The organism is Mesobacillus maritimus (assembly GCF_044803185.1).
In the GTDB taxonomy this organism is placed as follows: Bacteria; Bacillota; Bacilli; order Bacillales; family Cytobacillaceae; genus Mesobacillus_B; species Mesobacillus_B maritimus_B.
Genome location: NZ_CP085225.1, coordinates 2,735,526 through 2,754,110, shown reverse-complemented (window position 1 = coordinate 2,754,110; position 18,585 = coordinate 2,735,526). Strand labels below are relative to the sequence as shown.

18 protein-coding genes are annotated in these 18,585 nt (G+C 40.7%); 4 read left to right on the top strand and 14 right to left on the bottom strand.

Annotated features, from left to right (window positions below; all coding sequences use genetic code 11):
* Positions 1–10: 10 nt before the first annotated feature.
* Both LG336_RS13310 and LG336_RS13305 read right to left on the bottom strand, forming a co-directional pair.
* Complete coding sequence (locus tag LG336_RS13310; RefSeq protein ID WP_404332980.1) at positions 11–1,660, bottom strand: catalase; 1,650 nt, start codon at positions 1,658–1,660, stop codon at positions 11–13.
* 266 nt (positions 1,661–1,926) lie between these two features.
* On the bottom strand, positions 1,927–2,871 hold the full coding sequence (locus tag LG336_RS13305) for a dipeptidase (RefSeq protein ID WP_404332979.1): 945 nt from the start codon (positions 2,869–2,871) through the stop codon (positions 1,927–1,929).
* Positions 2,872–3,131: 260 nt separating this feature from the next.
* On the opposite strand from LG336_RS13305, the gene LG336_RS13300 reads away from it, so the two are divergent.
* The gene (locus LG336_RS13300; RefSeq protein ID WP_404332978.1) at positions 3,132–3,284 is read left to right on the top strand and encodes a hypothetical protein; all 153 of its coding nucleotides are present in this window, start codon (positions 3,132–3,134) and stop codon (positions 3,282–3,284) included.
* Positions 3,285–3,733: 449 nt separating this feature from the next.
* On the opposite strand, the gene LG336_RS13295 is transcribed toward LG336_RS13300, so the two are convergent.
* The 3 genes from LG336_RS13295 to LG336_RS13285 form a co-directional block, all read right to left on the bottom strand.
* Positions 3,734–4,432, bottom strand: a complete 699-nt coding sequence (locus tag LG336_RS13295; protein WP_404332977.1) for a thermonuclease family protein — start codon at positions 4,430–4,432, stop codon at positions 3,734–3,736.
* Positions 4,433–4,540: 108 nt separating this feature from the next.
* Positions 4,541–5,182, bottom strand: a complete 642-nt coding sequence (locus tag LG336_RS13290; RefSeq protein ID WP_404332976.1) for a response regulator — start codon at positions 5,180–5,182, stop codon at positions 4,541–4,543.
* A 12-nt stretch (positions 5,183–5,194) separates the two neighbouring features.
* Positions 5,195–6,313 (bottom strand): GAF domain-containing sensor histidine kinase, encoded by a 1,119-nt coding sequence (locus LG336_RS13285; protein ID WP_404332975.1) that lies wholly within the window; start codon positions 6,311–6,313, stop codon positions 5,195–5,197.
* A 203-nt stretch (positions 6,314–6,516) separates the two neighbouring features.
* Here LG336_RS13285 and LG336_RS13280 point away from each other — a divergent pair, with 203 nt between their 5' ends.
* Positions 6,517–6,672, top strand: coding sequence for a hypothetical protein (locus LG336_RS13280; protein WP_404332974.1), 156 nt, complete (start codon positions 6,517–6,519; stop codon positions 6,670–6,672).
* A gap of 115 nt (positions 6,673–6,787) precedes the next feature.
* Here LG336_RS13280 and LG336_RS13275 read toward each other — a convergent pair whose 3' ends face one another.
* From LG336_RS13275 to LG336_RS13255, 5 genes are all read right to left on the bottom strand, one after another.
* Positions 6,788–7,378, bottom strand: a complete 591-nt coding sequence (locus tag LG336_RS13275) for a molybdopterin-dependent oxidoreductase (RefSeq protein ID WP_404332973.1) — start codon at positions 7,376–7,378, stop codon at positions 6,788–6,790.
* A gap of 137 nt (positions 7,379–7,515) precedes the next feature.
* On the bottom strand, positions 7,516–7,860 hold the full coding sequence (locus LG336_RS13270) for a VOC family protein (RefSeq protein ID WP_404332972.1): 345 nt from the start codon (positions 7,858–7,860) through the stop codon (positions 7,516–7,518).
* Positions 7,861–7,871: 11 nt separating this feature from the next.
* Positions 7,872–8,903, bottom strand: a complete 1,032-nt coding sequence (locus LG336_RS13265; RefSeq protein ID WP_404332971.1) for an S-adenosylmethionine:tRNA ribosyltransferase-isomerase — start codon at positions 8,901–8,903, stop codon at positions 7,872–7,874.
* Positions 8,881–9,624, bottom strand: a complete 744-nt coding sequence (locus LG336_RS13260; RefSeq protein WP_404333159.1) for an SDR family NAD(P)-dependent oxidoreductase — start codon at positions 9,622–9,624, stop codon at positions 8,881–8,883. Before LG336_RS13260 ends, LG336_RS13265 begins: the two co-directional genes overlap by 23 nt.
* Positions 9,625–9,950: 326 nt before the next feature.
* Positions 9,951–11,612: an AMP-binding protein gene (locus LG336_RS13255; RefSeq protein WP_404333158.1), complete on the bottom strand. Its 1,662-nt coding sequence runs from the start codon at positions 11,610–11,612 to the stop codon at positions 9,951–9,953.
* Between the two features lie 227 nt (positions 11,613–11,839).
* On the opposite strand from LG336_RS13255, the gene LG336_RS13250 reads away from it, so the two are divergent.
* Positions 11,840–12,673: an SDR family oxidoreductase gene (locus LG336_RS13250; protein ID WP_404332970.1), complete on the top strand. Its 834-nt coding sequence runs from the start codon at positions 11,840–11,842 to the stop codon at positions 12,671–12,673.
* 46 nt (positions 12,674–12,719) lie between these two features.
* On the opposite strand, the gene LG336_RS13245 is transcribed toward LG336_RS13250, so the two are convergent.
* The 4 genes from LG336_RS13245 to LG336_RS13230 all read right to left on the bottom strand — a co-directional run bounded on the left by LG336_RS13245 (position 12,720) and on the right by LG336_RS13230 (position 17,577).
* Positions 12,720–13,319, bottom strand: coding sequence for a response regulator (locus LG336_RS13245; RefSeq protein WP_404332969.1), 600 nt, complete (start codon positions 13,317–13,319; stop codon positions 12,720–12,722).
* 13 nt (positions 13,320–13,332) lie between these two features.
* On the bottom strand, positions 13,333–14,454 hold the full coding sequence (locus LG336_RS13240; protein WP_404332968.1) for a histidine kinase: 1,122 nt from the start codon (positions 14,452–14,454) through the stop codon (positions 13,333–13,335).
* Between the two features lie 240 nt (positions 14,455–14,694).
* The gene (gene ltrA, locus LG336_RS13235) at positions 14,695–15,951 is read right to left on the bottom strand and encodes a group II intron reverse transcriptase/maturase (RefSeq protein WP_404333086.1); all 1,257 of its coding nucleotides are present in this window, start codon (positions 15,949–15,951) and stop codon (positions 14,695–14,697) included.
* A gap of 594 nt (positions 15,952–16,545) precedes the next feature.
* A complete protein-coding gene (locus LG336_RS13230; protein ID WP_404332967.1) occupies positions 16,546–17,577 on the bottom strand; it encodes a fatty acid desaturase in 1,032 nt (343 codons plus the stop codon).
* A gap of 306 nt (positions 17,578–17,883) precedes the next feature.
* Here LG336_RS13230 and LG336_RS13225 point away from each other — a divergent pair, with 306 nt between their 5' ends.
* On the top strand, positions 17,884–18,576 hold the full coding sequence (locus LG336_RS13225) for a molecular chaperone (protein WP_404332966.1): 693 nt from the start codon (positions 17,884–17,886) through the stop codon (positions 18,574–18,576).
* Positions 18,577–18,585: the final 9 nt, after the last annotated feature.

The window sequence follows — 18,585 nt, the reverse complement described above, 5'->3', positions numbered from 1 at the left end:
ACATTAATCATTAATAAGGATCAGCTTCGTGGCTTTTCTTAACAGCATCTTTAGCTGCTTCATTCGCAGCTATTGAACCTTCTCCATATTTGGATTGCCCTGCTTCACGACCTGGAAGTTGTTCCGTCCCCATCACTTTTATTTCTTTCATTTTCATCTCAATGCCTTCCTTTACACGACGACCATAGTCTTCATCTGCTTGTGTGAAATGTTCAATCATAGCATCTTGGATTTTTTTGTCACAAACAGCAAGTGCTTCTGATAGGTTTTTGATTAATTCCTCGCGCTCCCAATCCTCAAAGCTTCGATATGTGTGACCAGCTTGACCGTAATTATTAGGCCGATCAATTGGTGCACTCATTGCTGCTGCATTATACGTTGGCTGATGCGGAGCACGTCCTTCTGTATTTGCTTCCTTAAGACCACCGAGCATGGACGGCTCATAGTTAATATGTGGATTACTTCCGGATTCTTTCGGGTCACGTGTATCCATTTGGCCTCGTTGTTGGTTTGTACGAACAGGGGCTTTTGGCGCATTCACCGGCAATTTCAGATAGTTTGAACCAACACGATAGCGCTGCGTATCGGAGTAAGAAAAGGTACGTCCTTGCAACATTTTATCATCTGAAAAGTCCATTCCATCTACTAAAACCCCTGTACCGAAAGCAGCTTGCTCAATCTCCGCATGGAAATCGTCTGGATTACGATCTAGGACCATCCTTCCCACTGGTAACCACGGGAACTTATCCTCCGGCCAAAGTTTTGTATCATCGAGAGGATCAAAATCAAGTTCCGGATGATAGTCATCCTCCATGATTTGAACAAAGAGCTCCCATTCTGGATAATCTCCTCGTTCAATCGCTTCATATAAATCTTGTGTTGCATGACCCACGTTCTTCGCTTGAATCTCGTCAGCTTCTTCTTGAGTCAAATTACGAATCCCTTGCTTCGGCTCCCAGTGGTATTTAACCAACACAGCCTCGCCCTTGGCATTCACCCATTTATACGTGTTTACACCCGAACCCTGCATATGACGGTATGTAGCAGGAATTCCCCATGGAGAGAAGAGAAATGTAATCATATGTGTAGCCTCTGGTGTACGGGAAACAAAATCAAACATACGTTGTGGATGTGAAACATTTGAAGCTGGATCGGCTTTAAATGCATGAATCATATCAGGGAACTTCATCGCATCACGAATAAAGAAAATTTTCAGGTTGTTTCCAACTAAATCCCAGTTTCCATCCTCCGTATACATTTTTACCGCGAAGCCGCGCGGATCACGAGCAGTTTCCGGCGAATCCTTTGCACCTGCCACTGTTGAAAAACGAACCATTAACGGAGTTTTCTTCCCAGCCCCAGAAAATACCTTTGCACGCGTATACTTTTCTACCGGTTCATCGCCCACTTTCCCATATGTTTCAAAATAGCCAAACGCTCCAGATCCTCGTGCATGTACCACACGCTCAGGTACTTCTTCGCGATCAAAATGCGAGATTTTTTCAATAAAGTGATAATTCTCGAGGGTTGCCGGACCACGATTCCCAATGGTACGGATGTTTTGATTATCTGAAACTTGATGGCCCTGACGCGTTGTTAACGTCTCTTTATTCTCATCTTGTCCGTCTCCGGCATTCAAATTTTCATTTTCTTCATTCATCTGTAAGCCCTCCTTTTAGGCGACATTTTCCTTTTCCTATTTATGTAGAATAGTATTGAGTCCATTGTCCCATCCTCTTAAAGTGCTAATCATTGAAACGGACCCTCACCACTCAAGCCCTACTTTTCCATTTTTGTAGAACCATCCTATTTTTCCAATTAATAGCTAAACTATTCCAGATTTTTTGCTAAAATTGAATTTATTACCATTTTTACACAAAAGAAAATGGCACTCAAAAGTTTTGAGTACAATTTTTTATAAACCATTTAGCTAGTAGCGACATACTTCGTTGGTCGGTGATCCAAGAAGTTCTGAAAAGCAAAGCCTCGGACCTGCTCTTCAGAGAAATGTTTTAGCAACTCATTGATCAAGTCCTGATATTTCCCCGCATGCTCAAGCCCTTTTACGTGCGAAGAAATTCCATCAAAGTCAGAACCCAAGCCAATGTGCTTTTCTCCACCTAAAGAACAAAAATAATCAATATGCTTCACAACATCCTGAATAGTGGCATTCGCATCTTCAGTTACGAATTGTGGCGCAAAGACAACGTGGAGCATCCCGTTCCTTTGAAAGAGGGCTCGGGCTTGATTCCCATATAAGTTCCGAGGATGATTGCAGAGATGTCGAGCATTCGAATGGCTAGCGATTGGATAACTCGCCGTCTCCATAACATCCCAGAACGCCTTTTCACATAAATGGGAGACATCAGTCAAAATTTGATGTTCGTTATTAAACTCAACAATTTCCTTACCGAAAAGAGTCAGCCCTGCCCCTCTAGGCTCCCCTGCTCCATCCGCAGCCAGGTTTGCGTTATTCCAAGTAAGACCGACCGAACGAACACCTAGCTGATAAAGAATATGTAATTTGCTTAAATCATTCCCAATCGCATCAACACCCTCAAGCGTGAGCATCGCTCCAATCTGGCCACCCACTAAGCCATCAAAGTCGCTCCACTCCTTAATATGGACCATGTCTGGATTATTCCCCAACACCTCTCGGTAAAATAAATCTATTTGCCCAAGGGCAGCATCAAATTTCTGCTCTTGTTTAATATCAGGGTCGATAAAAATCGCAAAGCATTGCACAGCAACGTCCCCAGACTTCAATCTCTCCTTGTTTGCATCGAGTTCAGGGGCGTCTAAAAAACTCAATTCCCCTTTAGCCTCTTGAAGCTTTAATAACGCATCACAATGTAAATCGATGATTTTCATGTTCTTTCACCCTTTATTATAAAATATCCCTTTACGGCTTGAGGGAATTCTCGTTCAAGCTTATTCTATCACTATTTGGTTGTTTATCTTTATAATTACTCATTTTATGAATATTTAGTTTTTAAATATTCAGACTAATAAAGCAAAAAGATTGCGAATCCCTTTTGCTTGTATTAAAATAAACTTAGAAAAAAATGAATTACTATTCATTATTATACTTTGGGATTACCAAAGTAAATTTACTAAGCGAGGTAAACAATATGCTTATAACGAAATCTTATTTCCTAAGTGAATTAGAACGTTTTAAACTAGAAGAATTGGTCATAAACGCAAAAAAAGGAATATCAGAAGCAGAAATCTTAAAATTAGATGATCTTGAATTAAAGGAATTGGCGGAGAAGTGCCGGGAGTAGGAGCTTATCATTTATGGTGAGCTTCTTTTTTTGACTAATTTAAGAGCTGTATTTTGCAATCGGTAAATAGGATTCTAAAATATGCATCCACAAGCATCCCGACTGCTGCAAAGCTAATAGCTATACATTTATTTCCAAGGTGACCTTGTCGTCATTTAACTGTCTGAAACGTGTTGGAACCAAGGAACAAACCACAAGCATCGAGCGAGGACTATATATTTCGTTTTGTAATTAGCACATAGTGTAGTTAGTAACTATTAAAAAATATGCAGAATGGCATTTTTTTTAAGCTTTTGCTTTGAAGAAAAAAAGATTGACCCTTTGAGTAAAAAAACCTTTAATCCAAGGATTAAAGGTTCTTTTATATTAGCCAAGTAACAATGTTAAACTCTCTTAATGTTAGTACTGTCGACAATTGAGGTGCATTTTGACTCCCTATGTCCCACCCACTACCTTTTCGCAGCTCGGTATCCTGCAATTTTGGCTTCATCTTCGCTACAGAACCAAACGATGTTTTGTTCGCTGACGGTATCATAGTGGGCTCCACTAGGTAGATGATAGATGTTCGAGTTCTTATTCCCTTTTATTTGGCCGTTACAATCAGTATTCGCAGGGGACGCCACGTCTTCTTTCTCAGTAGCCCCAGTGTTATAGCCATCTTCTTCAGCATAATTTTCAATACTCCAGATTCCGACAGCGTCTACTTTGGCTTGTTCCTCGATGCTACGGAATTGGTCTACATATTTCGTATTTGGTGGGAAAACAGCCACTCTTGCAAAGCCTTTCTGAATTAATACTTCATTGAAAAGCGTGTCTCCTACCCAAACATAGGCCAGCATGCGGCCATATTGGTCTCTTTCTTGAACATCTAGCTCAAGAACGACATTCTTCCCTGTCAATTGAGAGGTCGTGTATTCAGACGCTTCCTTCCCAAACGGCTGTACTCCAACTCTTGGATGTTTCGTTTCCGGAGTATCGATTAGCGTCATCCGGACTCGTTCTTCACTACCATTTCCTAATTGTACCTTAATCGTGTCACCATCGGTTACCGAGAGAACCTTCGCTGATAGTCCCTCCGTGGCTTTAGAAGCACAACCCGTGATGAACAAGGATACTATCATCATTATCATAAATAGAAATTTTTTCATTGCTGCTACTCCTTCATTTCCCATCCGAATTCCGATTGTTATTTTATTACATGAACAGGTGCCTGACGCCCGATGTAGGTATGGTACCCTCAAACGCCTTTCGATCCATTATTCTACTAACTTATTTTTCACAGCGTAAAGAGCCGCTTGGGTACGGTCGGCTAGTTCCAACTTGGCCAATAGATTCGACACATGGGTTTTTACCGTTTTTTCGGTAATAAACAAAGAACTGGCGATTTCCTTGTTGCTTTTTCCCCGAGCAATCTCCTGAAGAACCTCTAGCTCACGCTTCGTTAACTCCTCGACCCGATTTTTTCCCTGATTACCTTTTGTTGACAAGTTAGCAAGCAACTGTGAAGTAGCTTTAGGATGCAGTTGACTTTCACCGTCCATCACTTTTTTTATACAGTTGACCAAATCATCTGGCTGAATATCTTTCAATTGATAGCCAGAAGCTCCGGCCTCAAGCGCAGGAATGACATGATCTTGATCAGAAAAACTAGTCAGAATGATAACTTTGATGTCGGGATGTGCTACTTTAATATGTTTTGTCGCTTCAATGCCATCCATTTCCGGCATCACCAGGTCCATTAAAATAACATCTGGCTTTAACGATTTTGCAAGATTAACAGCTTCCTGCCCATTCTCTGCCTCCCCTATGATTACTATATCCTGTTGCGTACGAAGGAAAAAGGCAAGCCCCCTTCGGACTACATGATGGTCATCAGCAATCAACACGGAAATCCCCATTGTTTCTCCCCCCTATATCGGAATATGTATTTCGATTTTTGTCCCAATCCCCGGAGTACTCGTTAAAAAAAATGTTCCATTCAAAGCATCCGTCCGAGCTTTCATGCTTTTCAATCCTAATGATGGGATTTCAAGATTATTGTCATAGTGAAAACCACAGCCGTTATCCTCGATGCTCATGATGACAGATTCTTTGCTTCCAGTAAAAGTAAGTAAGACTTCCTTTGTCTCCGCATGTTTTTTACAATTAGCTAGAGCTTCCTGGCCAATTCGCCATAACGCTTCCTCCACTTTCCCTGGTAAACAAACAATTCCTGTTACCTTCGTTTCAATCTCTAGACCAAGCATTTCAGCATACCCTGTTATCGCACTAGCAATTCCATTTTCCAATCCCTGTGGTTTCATTTGCCAAATCAATGCCTTCATTTCCCCCAGTGCCTCTTGAGCCATATCTTGAAGATAACTAAACGTTTGTTTGACATCATTCGCTTCCGACATTTCGATACCGGCTCTTGCTGTTAAGCTAAGCGAGAATAACAACTGGTTGACGGAATCATGTAAATCCCTTGCTAAACGATTCCTCTCGGCAATAAGCACCATTTCCTGTTCTCGTTGTGTTAATTTTATTCGTTTCAGGGCCGTTCCGATTTGGAAGGCAATGGCCTCAAGTAAGTCCAGTTCCTCTTGCTGAAAATGAGTCTTGTTTGGAGAACCGACATTTAACAGTCCAAACCTTTCGTCTCCAGCCCTGAGTGGCACGGTGGCATGATGAGTTAAGTCAAACGTTGCTCCGGCCTTTTCTTCAATGGCTTCCTCAATTCGTTTACATTCAATAATATTCGTTGCCTTGGTCAATTTCCGATTATAGTAGCGGTTCACACACCAGCAATCCCCGTTACACATACGACGATGATTGTTATTTGCCAAAGCGGGCGGTAGGGATTCATGCGCAACCAGTTGATGACTTCCTTTTTCATCAATGAGAAAGATCCACCCTGTATGTAGTCCAGTGACATGAAGCAACTTCGATAACACTTCTGCCAGCACAGTCTTCGTTTCTGTTCCTTCATTTAATAACTCTGCAATTTCTTTCAAGACCGCTATTTCCTTATATCTTGCGTTCTCGTACATACAGTTCCCTCCGTATCCTGATTCTTTTTCCATTATATCGTGTTTAGCGTAAATCGACTTCACCAAAATGATGGAGGCTATTTAAGACTTTGGTTGTAATCTAAAAATCCACCAACAGGTGTAGAGAGAATCATCCATCCGTTTAATGGAATGTTATACCAAGTGTATTATCCTTTTCATAGATAACAAAGGAGGTGATTGATATGGATATGAATCTATTGGAAGTAGAATATATGATACATGCGAGAAAAGATAAGGTTGAAGAAAACATGAGTGTCGGTGAGATCTATAATCTGCATAAGAATGAACAGAGGAAGAATTATTGTGTGCGAGTGTTTGGGTTTGAGGTATGCATTTAGATGCTTATAATCCTAGTTAAACGAAACTTAATCCTAGTACTGAAATTAATCATACTAGTACTAGGATTAAATTTGCTAGCATTAAACTTAAGCTTTATCCAAGGAATGCGTTGAACTATCGATATCGTTCTTCTTTAAAAGGATTAGCAGTCATCGAGTAACCCAATTCCTCCCAGAATCCAGCTTCATCATCTCTCATAAAGCGAATGCCGGATGCCCATTTTGTTCCTTTCCACAAATAAAAGCTCTCAGGTGGAATAAAGCGAACAGGATAGCCATGCTTAGGGTCAAGGTCCTGCCAATCATGGTGTTCATCCTTCCAGCGGTACACAAATAATGAATCATCGCCTAAAAGAGCATCCAGCGGCATATTGGCACAATAGCCGAAGCGATCACCTTCATAATAGCCGTAGATTTGAACATATTTAACATCATCCTCTAAATCCACAAGCTTAATCAACTCACGTAACGGAATTCCCTTAAAGGTCGTCCCAAATTTTGACCATGTTGTAACACAGTGCATATTCACCGTCTGAACACATTTCGGTAACTTCATGAAATCTTGATAGGTTAATGTTACGACTTCCTTCACATCGCCAAACAGCTGAAAATCCCATGTTTCTTCATCAAACTCATAGATATCTCCAACATGGAGAATTGGCCACTTTTCCGTCTCAAATTGACCGGGTGGTAGTTTTTTTAACATCCCTTTCATCCTTTCAACGCTCAAGTCTCTTATCCTTTATGATAGACGCTTTTAAAAAGAAGATGCAAGTAGTTGCGCTTCTCGAAAAATCAGCTGCCTTTCCTTAAATTAAGATAGGCAGCATCAACACTACTTATTTACTCTGAATGTATTTGCAAAAATTCAAGCACTTCATGATTTGGCCCTTCAACAAACACAGTTTTCCAACCATTCTCTAGCTGACAAGGACCTTCTAGAATTGGTAAATCCTTCATTATTTCGTTAATATCCTCTACCTCAAAGCATAGGTGAATTCCTTGAGTATGGCTAGCTTTATCTTGTTTCAAATATAATTCAAGTTTAAGATCCACTAAGCTTAGAAAAACAATCTCTTCTCCCATGAATTGAAGTGTTTGCTCAATTTTAAACCCCAGATAGTTTTGGTAGAAAAGAATGGAAGCCTCCATATCCTTCACTTCTATAGCATAATGATGAAATCGCATAGTGGACATCCCTATAAAATTAGATTCATATCGCCAAATTCATGCCATAAATACTGATGCTGAATTGCCTGATGATAAGCTGCAAATAGAAACTCTTCTTTAATAAAAGCAGTAAGCATATCAAGATGACTTGCTTTTGGTTCATGAAAACCTGTTACAATCCCATCGACTAGTTGTAAGGGAACTTCACGATGAATATATAAATTCGTCCAACCTGAAAGCGTCCCTGTTTTGGAAGCACTCTCCAACGCTCGAACGACCGTTGTCCCCACGGCAATAACTCTTCCACCCCTGGCTTTTGTCTGTCGAATCCTTTCCAATGTCGACGTTGAAACCGTATACTCCTCATAATTATCTTCAGGAGAATGGTCATAGTCATCATCGAGCAGATAACTCAACCCAGTATGAAGTTGGATAAAATCAAGCTGGACACCTTTGCGTTGCAGCTTAAACAAGAGCTCCCAGCTGAAGGCTCTTCCTGCTGATGGCATTTCCACGGATCCTGGCTGGCTAGCGAAGACGGTTTGGTAATAATCCAAATCCCAAGCCTCGTGGATATATTCGTAACGCACGGGTTCTCCGAGTGCATAGATGCTGTTCAAAAGCTCAATGCCTTTTTGAGAAAACTCAATCGTTTTGATGGGAGTTTTCCCGTTTTCACCAGTCACAATGGCTTCTAATTCCGGTGAAAAAAGGAGACTATCACCTACTTTTATCGAGTCCGAAATAATCAAGGCCTCCCATACTGCGTCTCCGATTCGTCGTGCCAAACGTACTTCAATCTCCGCTGTAATAACAATCCCTTCTCTTTCCAGATTTGCAGTGAGAATTCCCGGAAGCGTTCGGCTATTATTTAATATCACCAAATCATCTGGTCGAAGAAACTCTGCAAGTTCATTGAAATGGTTGTGAGCAACATTCCCAGTTGTTTTATCGAGAACCATCATTCTCACATGATCACGTCGTATCCCTCGCCGTTCAGGAGGATGGGTAGCGTTTAATTCATTCGGTAGGTCAAACTCAAACGCAGTTGCTGCTGTCATCTTTTTTCACCTCCTTAAAACCTTGTGCTTCAAATCGCTGTCCGTTAATTCCAGTTGAAGTTTCTGATGCCAAGTAAAGGAACACATCAATTACATCCTCAGGTTTAGCCAATGGATAGTCACAATCCGGGACAGCTAAAGCATGCATTTCTGTATCCATTTCACCTGGGTCCACCATATTGATGCGAATGTTCGTCTCACTTAACTCATCTGCCCATGTCTGAGTTAAGCCTTCAACGGCAAACTTAGAAATCCCATATGCTCCCCATCCTGCATATCCAGTATGACCGGCTTCAGAAGTAACATTAATGATTGAGCCCTCGTTTCGCTGGAGCATTCCTGGAAGCACTCTTCTTGACAATAAAAATGGTGAAACCGCATTCACACGCAACACCTCAGCATAATCTTCAGCTGGATAATCAAGCAGTAACGGCATCGGACTTGGTCCCAACATGGAGGCATTATTGATTAACACATGTATTCGCCCATAAGCTTCCTCTGTCATTGCAACAAACCGTTCAACATCTCGTTGCAGTGAGATATCAGCACTGACCGCTAGGACTTCACCGCCTAAAGATTCCAGCTCTGTTTTTACCTTGAGTATTTCTGCTGCTGTCCTCGCACATATCGCCAAGCGCGCACCTTCCTTTGCAAACGCGATGGCCAATGCCCGCCCTAATCCTTTTGATGCTCCTGTGATCATCACAACTTTCTCTTTCATTGAATTCATTTAGAATCTCCCCTTTATGCTTCATTCCTTTATGCTTTTAGCTTATATGGTTTTGACATATTCTTCCTCGTAAAAAAGCGTCAACTTTTTCTACATCTTTAGGAGGAGAAAAGAACAAATGCGAAAAGCAAGCGCCCATCTAGCTAAGTACACTGGTCACTGGGCGCTGGAGATGGATGCAAACAACGCATAGGATTATTGATAACCTCAATTTTAAAGATTCTTAACAACAAATAACCTGACCCCTGGTGCACAAGAAAACACCCCCTGGGTCAGGCATACAAAATAATGGCTTATTCCAACCTAAAAAACTATTACTATTTTTCTTTCAAAAGTCTCCGCAACACCTTTCCAGAACTTGTTGCCGGTAGTTGATCGATAAACTCAATCACCCTTGGATATTTATAGGCGGCCATTTTTTCCTTGGCCCACTCGATGATTTCTGCTTCGGTCACTTTGCCTTTTTGATCTGGTTTCAAGACAACAAACGCTTTGACACTTTCTCCACGAACTGGATCTGGTACACCGATCGCGGCACTTTGTAAAATCGCAGGATGCACATTCAACAACGCTTCAACATCCTCTGGGAACACACTGTACCCAGAGCATTTAATCATTTCTTTTAACCGGCCATGGAAAAATAAATAGCCATCCTCATCGATGCTCCCGATATCACCTGTATGAACCCAGCCGTCCCGTAGTGTTTCGGCAGTCGCATCTGGACGATTCAAATAGCCTTTAAACACACCTGGATTTTTTAGCACAATTTCGCCTTTTTCATTGTACGGAAGAAGCTCCCCGCTTTCCATTTCAAGAATTTTCACTTCTGTTTCAAAGGTCGGAATTCCGCAGCTTCCCCATTTGATCTTATCTGCGGGCATAAAAGTATCACAAGTATGGGTTTCACTAAGGCCATATGCAGCCTCATACATTAAACATCCATTCGTCAAGGATTTCCATTGTTGTGCTAATTGCTCCGTTACAGGAATGCCAAAGCTCGTGGCCATATTTCGACGTAAAGACGTTAAGTTTCGCTTCTCGATTCCTGGGGTATGTAAAATCGCTACATTCATCGGTGCCACGCTATACCATACGGTTACCTGATATTTTTCAATGGCTTCAATTGCAGCACCAGGGTCAAATCTTGTCAGAAGCACACTTGTGCATCCACTATAAACCGGCGTATTGACGCCCATGACCATTCCCGCAATATGACATAACGGTGCCACAGCTAGCGACCGGTCATACTCTTGAACCTGATTGGCTTGAACAGTTGCTGCCGTCTTAAACAACGCACTAATATAAGGGAGCATCGCTGCTTTTGGTCGACCCGTCGTTCCTGAAGTAAACACCATGAGCCCGATATCATTCTTGAGATCAATGTCGACCTTCCCTGAAAAAGGCTCATTCGTTTTAATTGCTTCAATAAAATCAACAGCTTCTGCAATCAACACTTTCTCCATTTTCAACTCTTCCGGTAATGGTAGCGTTGCTTGACATGGCAAATAGTCTGCGTAATTGGTCGTGACAACGAACTCCACTGAAGGGGTCTTTTTCGCTGCTGCGTGAAGTTGGCCGTAGAGTTCCTGTCCAGAAACAACACCCTTCAATTTAGCTTCATTCAGCAAATACACAAGTTCAGCTTCTTTGTACATCGGATTTAATGGAACAACAATGCCCCCTAAACGCTGAATCGCATAGTGCGCAATAATGTATTGCGGACAATTTTGCAAATAAAGTCCTACACAATCCCCTTTTTCCACGCCTTTCCCAGCTAAAAAAGCCGCAAAACGGTCGACATCCTCATCCATTTCTTCCCAAGTAAGCTCTTTGCCATAAAAAGAATAGGCCACCTTTTCTGGAGTCCTTCTTGCGTTTTCTTTTAAATATTCATGTAAAGATTTTTCTCCTAGACGGTATTCTAACGTTTTCGCTATATCAGCCGGCCAACTTTTTTGTAAAATCTCCTTCACAGTCATCATCCTTTTCAAAAAGTTTCCTACATACTTCTCCGTCTTTTGATGAAAGCGGATACAAAACCAAAGGCGTGAAACAAGCTTACCATCACCTATAATTATACATAATTCAAAACTTTCCATCTATTAAAAAGAGAATATTCTAATATTTTTTCAAATAACCTAAAAGAGGAGATAATCCCCACCGAATCCATTAAAATGAAGTAAACGCCAAATCTTAAGGAGAAATCATGAAACAAAAAACAGCAATTGTCACGGGATCATCTAGTGGCTTTGGGTTATTATGTGTCATTGAACTAGCGAGAAATGGTTTTCATGTAATTGCCACGATGAGAGATTGTAACAAAGCCGCTTCCCTATTATCAATCGCAAAAGAACAAAATCTGACCGAAAACATTCAAATTGAATCACTTGATGTAACATCAGCAGATTCAATTGCCCAATTTGAACGATTCCTTTCTCAATTAGAGTATGTAGACGTCCTCGTAAACAATGCAGGTTTAGCTGTTGGGGGGTTTTGCGAGGAACTTTCTGTTGATGACTATCGCTTGCAGTTCGAAACGAATTTCTTTGGTGTCATCGCGGTGACCAAGGCCGTTTTACCCTTTATGCGAGCCCGTGGCCAAGGTAGAATTATTAATATTAGTAGCATTAGTGGTCGAATCGGATTCCCAGGATTATCTCCCTATACTGCCTCAAAGCATGCGCTCGAAGGCTTTAGTGAAAGTTTGAGATTAGAGCTAAAGCCATTTGGCATTGATGTCGTGCTCGTTGAACCAGGTTCCTATAAGACAAATATTTGGACAAGTATGGATGGGGTTAAAGTTCGTGAAGAATCGGCCTATCATTCTTATATGCTTGCATTAAAGAATGAAATTGAGTCAGGTAAAGAGGACCATGGTCAACCGGAAGATGTGGCAAGATTGGTTGCTCAAGTCGCTAGCCAAACACCTTCACCAGACTTGCGGTATCCGATTGGCAAAGGAGTCAAAACAAATCTATTCCTCAAAATGCTTTTCCCTTGGAAGACCTTTGAGTCCGCCATTTTAAAAAGGCTAAAGTGAAAAGAGCCCGCCCCTAAGCCTTAACATGACTAGGGTAAGGCTCTTTTTATTTAAACCAACCTTTTTCCTTCGATTGTCGAATCGCTTCTATGCGGTTGGTAACTTCTAATTTATCTAGGATAGTAGAAATATAATTGCGAACCGTTCCCGTCGTAATTGTTAGCTCTGATGCGATGTCTTTTGTGTTTTTTCCATCTGCAACTAAGCCGAGGACCTCCATTTCCCTTTCTGTCAAAGGGTTTTCCTCGCTATAAAGATCATCCATAAGCTCAGGTGCGTACACTCTTCGCCCAGCCATCACATTGCGAATGGAGCTAGCTAACTCCTCGCTTGGGCTATCCTTCAACAAATAGCCTTTTACTCCTGCTTTGATTGCTCGTTGGAAATAACCTGAACGAGCAAATGTAGTTAAAATAATGACCTTGCAGTCTGTTGTTTTTAACTCTTCTGCGGCTTCCAGCCCCGTTTTTCCTGGCATTTCAATATCCATTATGCAAATATCGGGTTGATGCTTTTTAACCAATTCAACTGCTTCTTCTCCATTATTCGCTTTTCCTACCACTTCCAAATCCTCTTCCAAACTAAGCAAGGAACCTAATGCTCCTAGCAGCATTCGCTGATCTTCAGCAATGACAATGCGAATCAATTCGCTCCCTCCTTTAAGACTGTTTAATGACTCTCGGCACTTTTATAATAAGGACATTTCCATTCTCACTCACCACTTCAAGCGTTCCATTTACAAATTCAAGACGTTCTCTCATGCCATTTAAACCGCTACCCTTTGAAAAATCTGATTCGGTGACCTCTCCAATTCCATCATCTTTTATTTTTAGAGTGATTGCTTTATCAGATTGTTCGATTGTAACGAGACAGTTTGATGCTTGGCTATGCTTGACTACATTTGTTACAGCTTCTTTTAGACACATGCTTAAAATATTTTCGATGAATGGAGATATCGTTTTCGAAGATACATCAACCTCCAACTCAAGGTTAATTTCTGCCGCATTTAGGATCTGTTCAACACGATGAAGTTCATCTTTTAAGCGAATCCCCCGCATCTCAGATACCATTTTCCGAACTTCATTTAAAGCCGTTCTTGCGGTGCTTTGAACATCCTTCAATTCCGCTCGAGCCTGCTCTGGATCTTTATAAACCAATTTACCTGCAAGATCACTTTTTAATCCAATCAGTGACAGCTTTTGTCCTAATGTATCGTGGAGGTCACGAGCAATCCGTTGACGCTCCTCTGCTTTTACGAGCTCGGCAATTCGCTTATTCGCATCTTCAAGCTTTTCTTCTAAACGTCCCGTTACTTTTTTTGTGCGCATGCTTAATGGCAAGAAAATAATACTAAGCCAAACAATGATGATAAATGGCAGTTGCCTTAAAAATAGAGCCTCTTTAAAAATAAGCTCAAGATTAATCGCAACCGACATGCAGACAAGATGGATAAAGTATAAGACAAAAAAAGGAATGCGATTTTGAATTCGACCTACCAAATAGGCAATAAAAAAGGCAAAATAAACGTAACTGAAGAACAAAGTTAATACGACGGAAATACCAATCAGAATACTGCTCCATAGATAAACCGTCCAGGATTTTGCCGCAAAGGCCAAGCGATAAAAGAGAAAAAATGCTAATGTTAGAATGATTCCAATGACAATCTCTGCTGTAGAGGCAGACTGTGAGAAAATAAAATAGAATGGCAATATGCCAAGAATCGTCCATATATAAGGGGATATCCCTGTGGTTTTTAATAATTTCCAATATTGTTTAAGCATTCAGCACCCTCAAACCTTCTATTATTCTCTATATTTTACCATATTTCTTGTTAAGCTGTTATAATCATGGTTTGTTGATTTTCGCTCCAGGACTTCGCACACCCTTAGGGCGTCCATACCTACGCATATAAAACATTCGCAATATTTCGACCTACCTTGATTTTAAATCGAGTAGGAGGGGGTGACTAACCCCCGACCTCTCACACCACCGTACGTACCGTTCGGTATACGGCGGTTCACTTAAGTATGACGTAAGTAATTGTATCTATTTACTAGACTTTTCAGCTTATGTTTTCGCCAAAATTCTAAATTAAGCGTTGTGTTTAAAATAGGACTATTAGAAATGCGCCAGTATTTCTTACGTGAATTTCCCCATTCAAAGGCTTTTTCTTTTGGAACTCCTAAAGAAATGAGCCTTTTTACTTTGGTTTTAGGTAGTTTCCATTGTTTCCACAGGCACATCCGAAGTCTTCTTCGAATTGTTTCATCTAGTTGTTTAAAGGGAGTTGGCGTATCGGCCAACGCAAAATATCCGCACCAACCTACAAGGTATTCATTTAATTTCTCAATGCGTAATTCTATTGAGATGGATTTCGACCTTGATGTCAGTTCTTTTATTTTATTTTTAGCTCTCTTTATACTCTCTTTTGCGATACGGATTTTAGGATTCCGGTGTGATGTGAAGCTAAATCCAAGAAACTTTCGTTTCCACGGTCGTTCTACTGCACTTTTCCCCTCATTCACTTTTAGCTTGAGTTTCTTCTCAATGAAGGCAGTTATAGAGCTTTTAACACGTAAACCTGCTTTCTTGGTTTTAACGTAGATATTACAGTCATCTGCGTAACGGACAAATTTATGTCCCCTTCTCTCTAGTTCCTTGTCGAGTTCATCTAGCATAATATTGGACAATAGTGGACTAAGTGGTCCACCTTGAGGAACTCCTTCTTCACTGATAATCTCCACTCCGTTTATCATAATTCCCGATTCTAAGTATTTTCTAATTAACTTTAGAAGCGTCTTATCTTTAACTCTTTTCGCCAAGAGTCCCATAAGCATATCGTGATTTACTTTGTCGAAGAACTTTTCTAAATCCATATCTATTACCCATCTATAGCCCTCTTCTATATATGTCCTTGCTTTCCTAACAGCGTCATGTGCTCTTCTTCTAGGTCTGAACCCGTAGCTATTTTCGGAAAAGGATGGGTCATAGATTGGGGTTAATATTTGGGCTATCGCTTGTTGAATCAAACGATCTGTCACGGTAGGAATTCCTAATAAACGTATGCCGCCATTCGGTTTCGGGATTTCGACACGTCTGACTGGCATAGGCTCATAAGTTCCAGTCTCTATTGAATTTCGGATTTCTTGCCAGTTTTGTAGAAGATGCGCTCGTAGGGATTTTACAGGCATTTCATCTACACCGTGGCTACCCTTATTCTTTTCGACTCGTTTTAATGCCGAAAGTAGATTTTCCCGCGACAGTAGTCGTTCCATCATTCCGATACAATCCTTTCTCGTGAATATACGTTCTGATTGTGCCACTGCTTATTCCACCCTCTTAAAGTCCCCAGTGGAATTCACCACGTCCTCCTTCAAGTAAGTCCATTAATGGATTGTCTGTATCATCATAACCAGTGAACGCCTAGTGTATATTCTTCCTAAATGTTCAGTCCTTCCTTAACTATCTATAGCTAGTCAAGTACTATGACCTCTGCTGACTTCTGACTGCTCAGCTACTCTTCTCAGAGTAGTTTACCGAGTGTGCTCGGCTTTCCAGCCAGACCTCCCCAGGTAAGAGTACAGTCTTTCCCTCCATCTATCTGCTCCATTTACTCTGTATCACCTTCGGCAGAAAGGACTTTGTTTTGTTTAGCAAACTCATCCAATGATACCTAGCCTTATATGAAGTTCGTGTTCCTCAGACCGGAGGTTTGCCGCTCGCTTCCTTCAGATTCCGCGTCACCACGGACACCCTTGCGTTAAGCTACTGCTACTTCTGCCTTCACAGTTCGGGACTTGCACCCTATAGACTGGACCCATGCTGGGCGCACTAAAAGACCCTCCTTAAATATCAAGGAGAGTCTTTATGACTTATATTTCTGGCTTTGCCTCTACCGAAACTCGCCTTTTTGCAACTTTTTTCAAGTGACTAAAGGGAACAAATTTTTTGCTTTCTTCGTCCCACAGTCGGAATTTCAATGAACCCAAGCTTGTTGCAAGTGTGATTGTTGGTACATTTTGTAGTGGTTTTGTATTCTCATGCGCTTCCTCAAGCTTATAGTTCGGTACTCTCGGACTTAGATGATGCACATGGTGGTAACCAATATTCCCTGTTAACCATTGAAGAATTTTCGGGAGTTTGTAAAAAGAACTTCCCTCTACGGCTGCTCTGACATATTCCCAGTGTTCATCTTCCTCGAAATAAGAATCTTCAAATGTATGCTGGATATAGAATAACCAGATTCCAAGGGCACCCGAAATCATAAAAATTGGTCCCTGAATTAGTAGGAAGTTCTTCCAACCGATTAGCATGCAAAGTAGAGTGATTACTACAACAAGTAACACATTCGTTAGATACGTATTCATGCGTTCTTTTCGTCTTGCACCTCGGTGATTAAAACGGTTTTCAATGCCAAACACATAAATGGGTCCTAAAATGAACATCACAAAGGGATTTCGATAAAAACGATATTGAATTTTCGTCCAAGTTGATGCTTCCATGTATTCCTCAACTGTAAGCATCCATAGGTCACCAGTTCCACGCTTATCTAAATTACTGCTTGTTGCATGATGGATGGCATGGTCATGCCCCCACTTTTCAAATGGAAACAGCGTTAAGATTCCTGTAATCGTTCCAAGTACTCGATTGGCTTTTCTGCTCTTGAAAAATGAATAGTGTGTACAGTCATGGAATATGATGAAGGTGCGCACTAGAAAGCCTGATGCCACGATACATATCCCTAGAGTGAGGAAATAAGAAATCGATAGGCTTTTATAGGCTAAAAACCAAAGGATAAAAAATGGCCCCAATGTATTAATAATCTGTAGGATACTATTGTGTAATTCAGATTTTTCATAAGGGGCAACCTGCTTCCTCAAAGCGCGTTGTTTTGGATCTTTCATAATTTACAATTTCCCCTTCCGTTATGTTGTTAACTTAATTATAAGTAAGGAAAAAATGCAATTGTAGTACCAGGTGTCATAGGTTATATATGATAAATGTCATGTTTGTCCAAAAAAGTTCTCCCTCCCCTTATGTAACGGTGCTTTAATACCTTTCTTTTACTATGAGATGACCGAAATGTTCATAATTTTTTAATATAACTTAGACAATTGTATGACAACTTATCTTTATGTAATAAAAAGTTCCCACTCTCCGATACAATTTCCTTATATACTTTATTCCTATACTAGAAAGAGGGAAAAGACATGACGGCTATCATAGAAAAAGAACGTACTTTCGGCATCCTATTTCAAACAAGATTTGTCATGAACGAAGTGGTCCGTTTTATTTTGGATCTTTCACCTACAAAAGATTCATTGTATGTGCTTAAAAATGATCAAATTTTCCAATCTCTATGTGAGATTAGTGATAACGCTAAGAAAATTAACAAGTCCATTGACTGTTTACTGTTCGAAACACAGTCAATGCAAGAAACAAAGGACGAATATAACCGTTTATTTGTTGGTCCACACTCTTTACCAGCACCTTTATGGGAATCGGTCTATCTTGGAAGGGAACACTTATTATTTGATGATCAGACTCTACAAGTACGGAAATGTTATCAACAGCATGGGTTGCATTTTATCAAAGAAAATAATGAACCAGAAGACCATATTGTGATTGAATTGGAGTTTATGAGCTACCTGACACAAGAGATTTTTGAAAGTGAAGAGGATGCATATACAAAGAAACTAATCGAGGAACAAACCCACTTCTTAAACGAACATTTGGGGCGATGGGCACCACAGTTCTGTGAGAAACTGATAAAATCAACAGAAATCCCGCTTTATCAAGCTGCTGCTCTCTTGTTAAAAGAGTATATCGAACTTGAACAGGAAGTTGCCAATTTTTTAAGTGAAGTCATAACACAAACTGAACCCGTTGAGACTACTGTATAAAATAGTAAA

Coding starts and splice junctions, on each gene's coding strand:
- LG336_RS13300 (WP_404332978.1), top strand. CDS start 3,132: ATGCTTATAACGAAATCTTATTTCCTAAGTGAATTAGAACGTTTTAAA.
- LG336_RS13295 (WP_404332977.1), bottom strand. CDS start 4,432: ATGAAAAAATTTCTATTTATGATAATGATGATAGTATCCTTGTTCATC.
- ltrA (WP_404333086.1), bottom strand. CDS start 15,951: ATGATGGAACGACTACTGTCGCGGGAAAATCTACTTTCGGCATTAAAA.
- LG336_RS13250 (WP_404332970.1), top strand. CDS start 11,840: ATGAAACAAAAAACAGCAATTGTCACGGGATCATCTAGTGGCTTTGGG.
- LG336_RS13260 (WP_404333159.1), bottom strand. CDS start 9,624: ATGAAAGAGAAAGTTGTGATGATCACAGGAGCATCAAAAGGATTAGGG.
- LG336_RS13280 (WP_404332974.1), top strand. CDS start 6,517: ATGGATATGAATCTATTGGAAGTAGAATATATGATACATGCGAGAAAA.
- LG336_RS13255 (WP_404333158.1), bottom strand. CDS start 11,612: ATGACTGTGAAGGAGATTTTACAAAAAAGTTGGCCGGCTGATATAGCG.
- LG336_RS13305 (WP_404332979.1), bottom strand. CDS start 2,871: ATGAAAATCATCGATTTACATTGTGATGCGTTATTAAAGCTTCAAGAG.
- LG336_RS13265 (WP_404332971.1), bottom strand. CDS start 8,903: ATGACAGCAGCAACTGCGTTTGAGTTTGACCTACCGAATGAATTAAAC.
- LG336_RS13275 (WP_404332973.1), bottom strand. CDS start 7,378: ATGTTAAAAAAACTACCACCCGGTCAATTTGAGACGGAAAAGTGGCCA.
- LG336_RS13240 (WP_404332968.1), bottom strand. CDS start 14,454: ATGCTTAAACAATATTGGAAATTATTAAAAACCACAGGGATATCCCCT.
- LG336_RS13270 (WP_404332972.1), bottom strand. CDS start 7,860: ATGCGATTTCATCATTATGCTATAGAAGTGAAGGATATGGAGGCTTCC.
- LG336_RS13225 (WP_404332966.1), top strand. CDS start 17,884: ATGACGGCTATCATAGAAAAAGAACGTACTTTCGGCATCCTATTTCAA.
- LG336_RS13310 (WP_404332980.1), bottom strand. CDS start 1,660: ATGAATGAAGAAAATGAAAATTTGAATGCCGGAGACGGACAAGATGAG.
- LG336_RS13290 (WP_404332976.1), bottom strand. CDS start 5,182: ATGGGGATTTCCGTGTTGATTGCTGATGACCATCATGTAGTCCGAAGG.
- LG336_RS13285 (WP_404332975.1), bottom strand. CDS start 6,313: ATGTACGAGAACGCAAGATATAAGGAAATAGCGGTCTTGAAAGAAATT.
- LG336_RS13230 (WP_404332967.1), bottom strand. CDS start 17,577: ATGAAAGATCCAAAACAACGCGCTTTGAGGAAGCAGGTTGCCCCTTAT.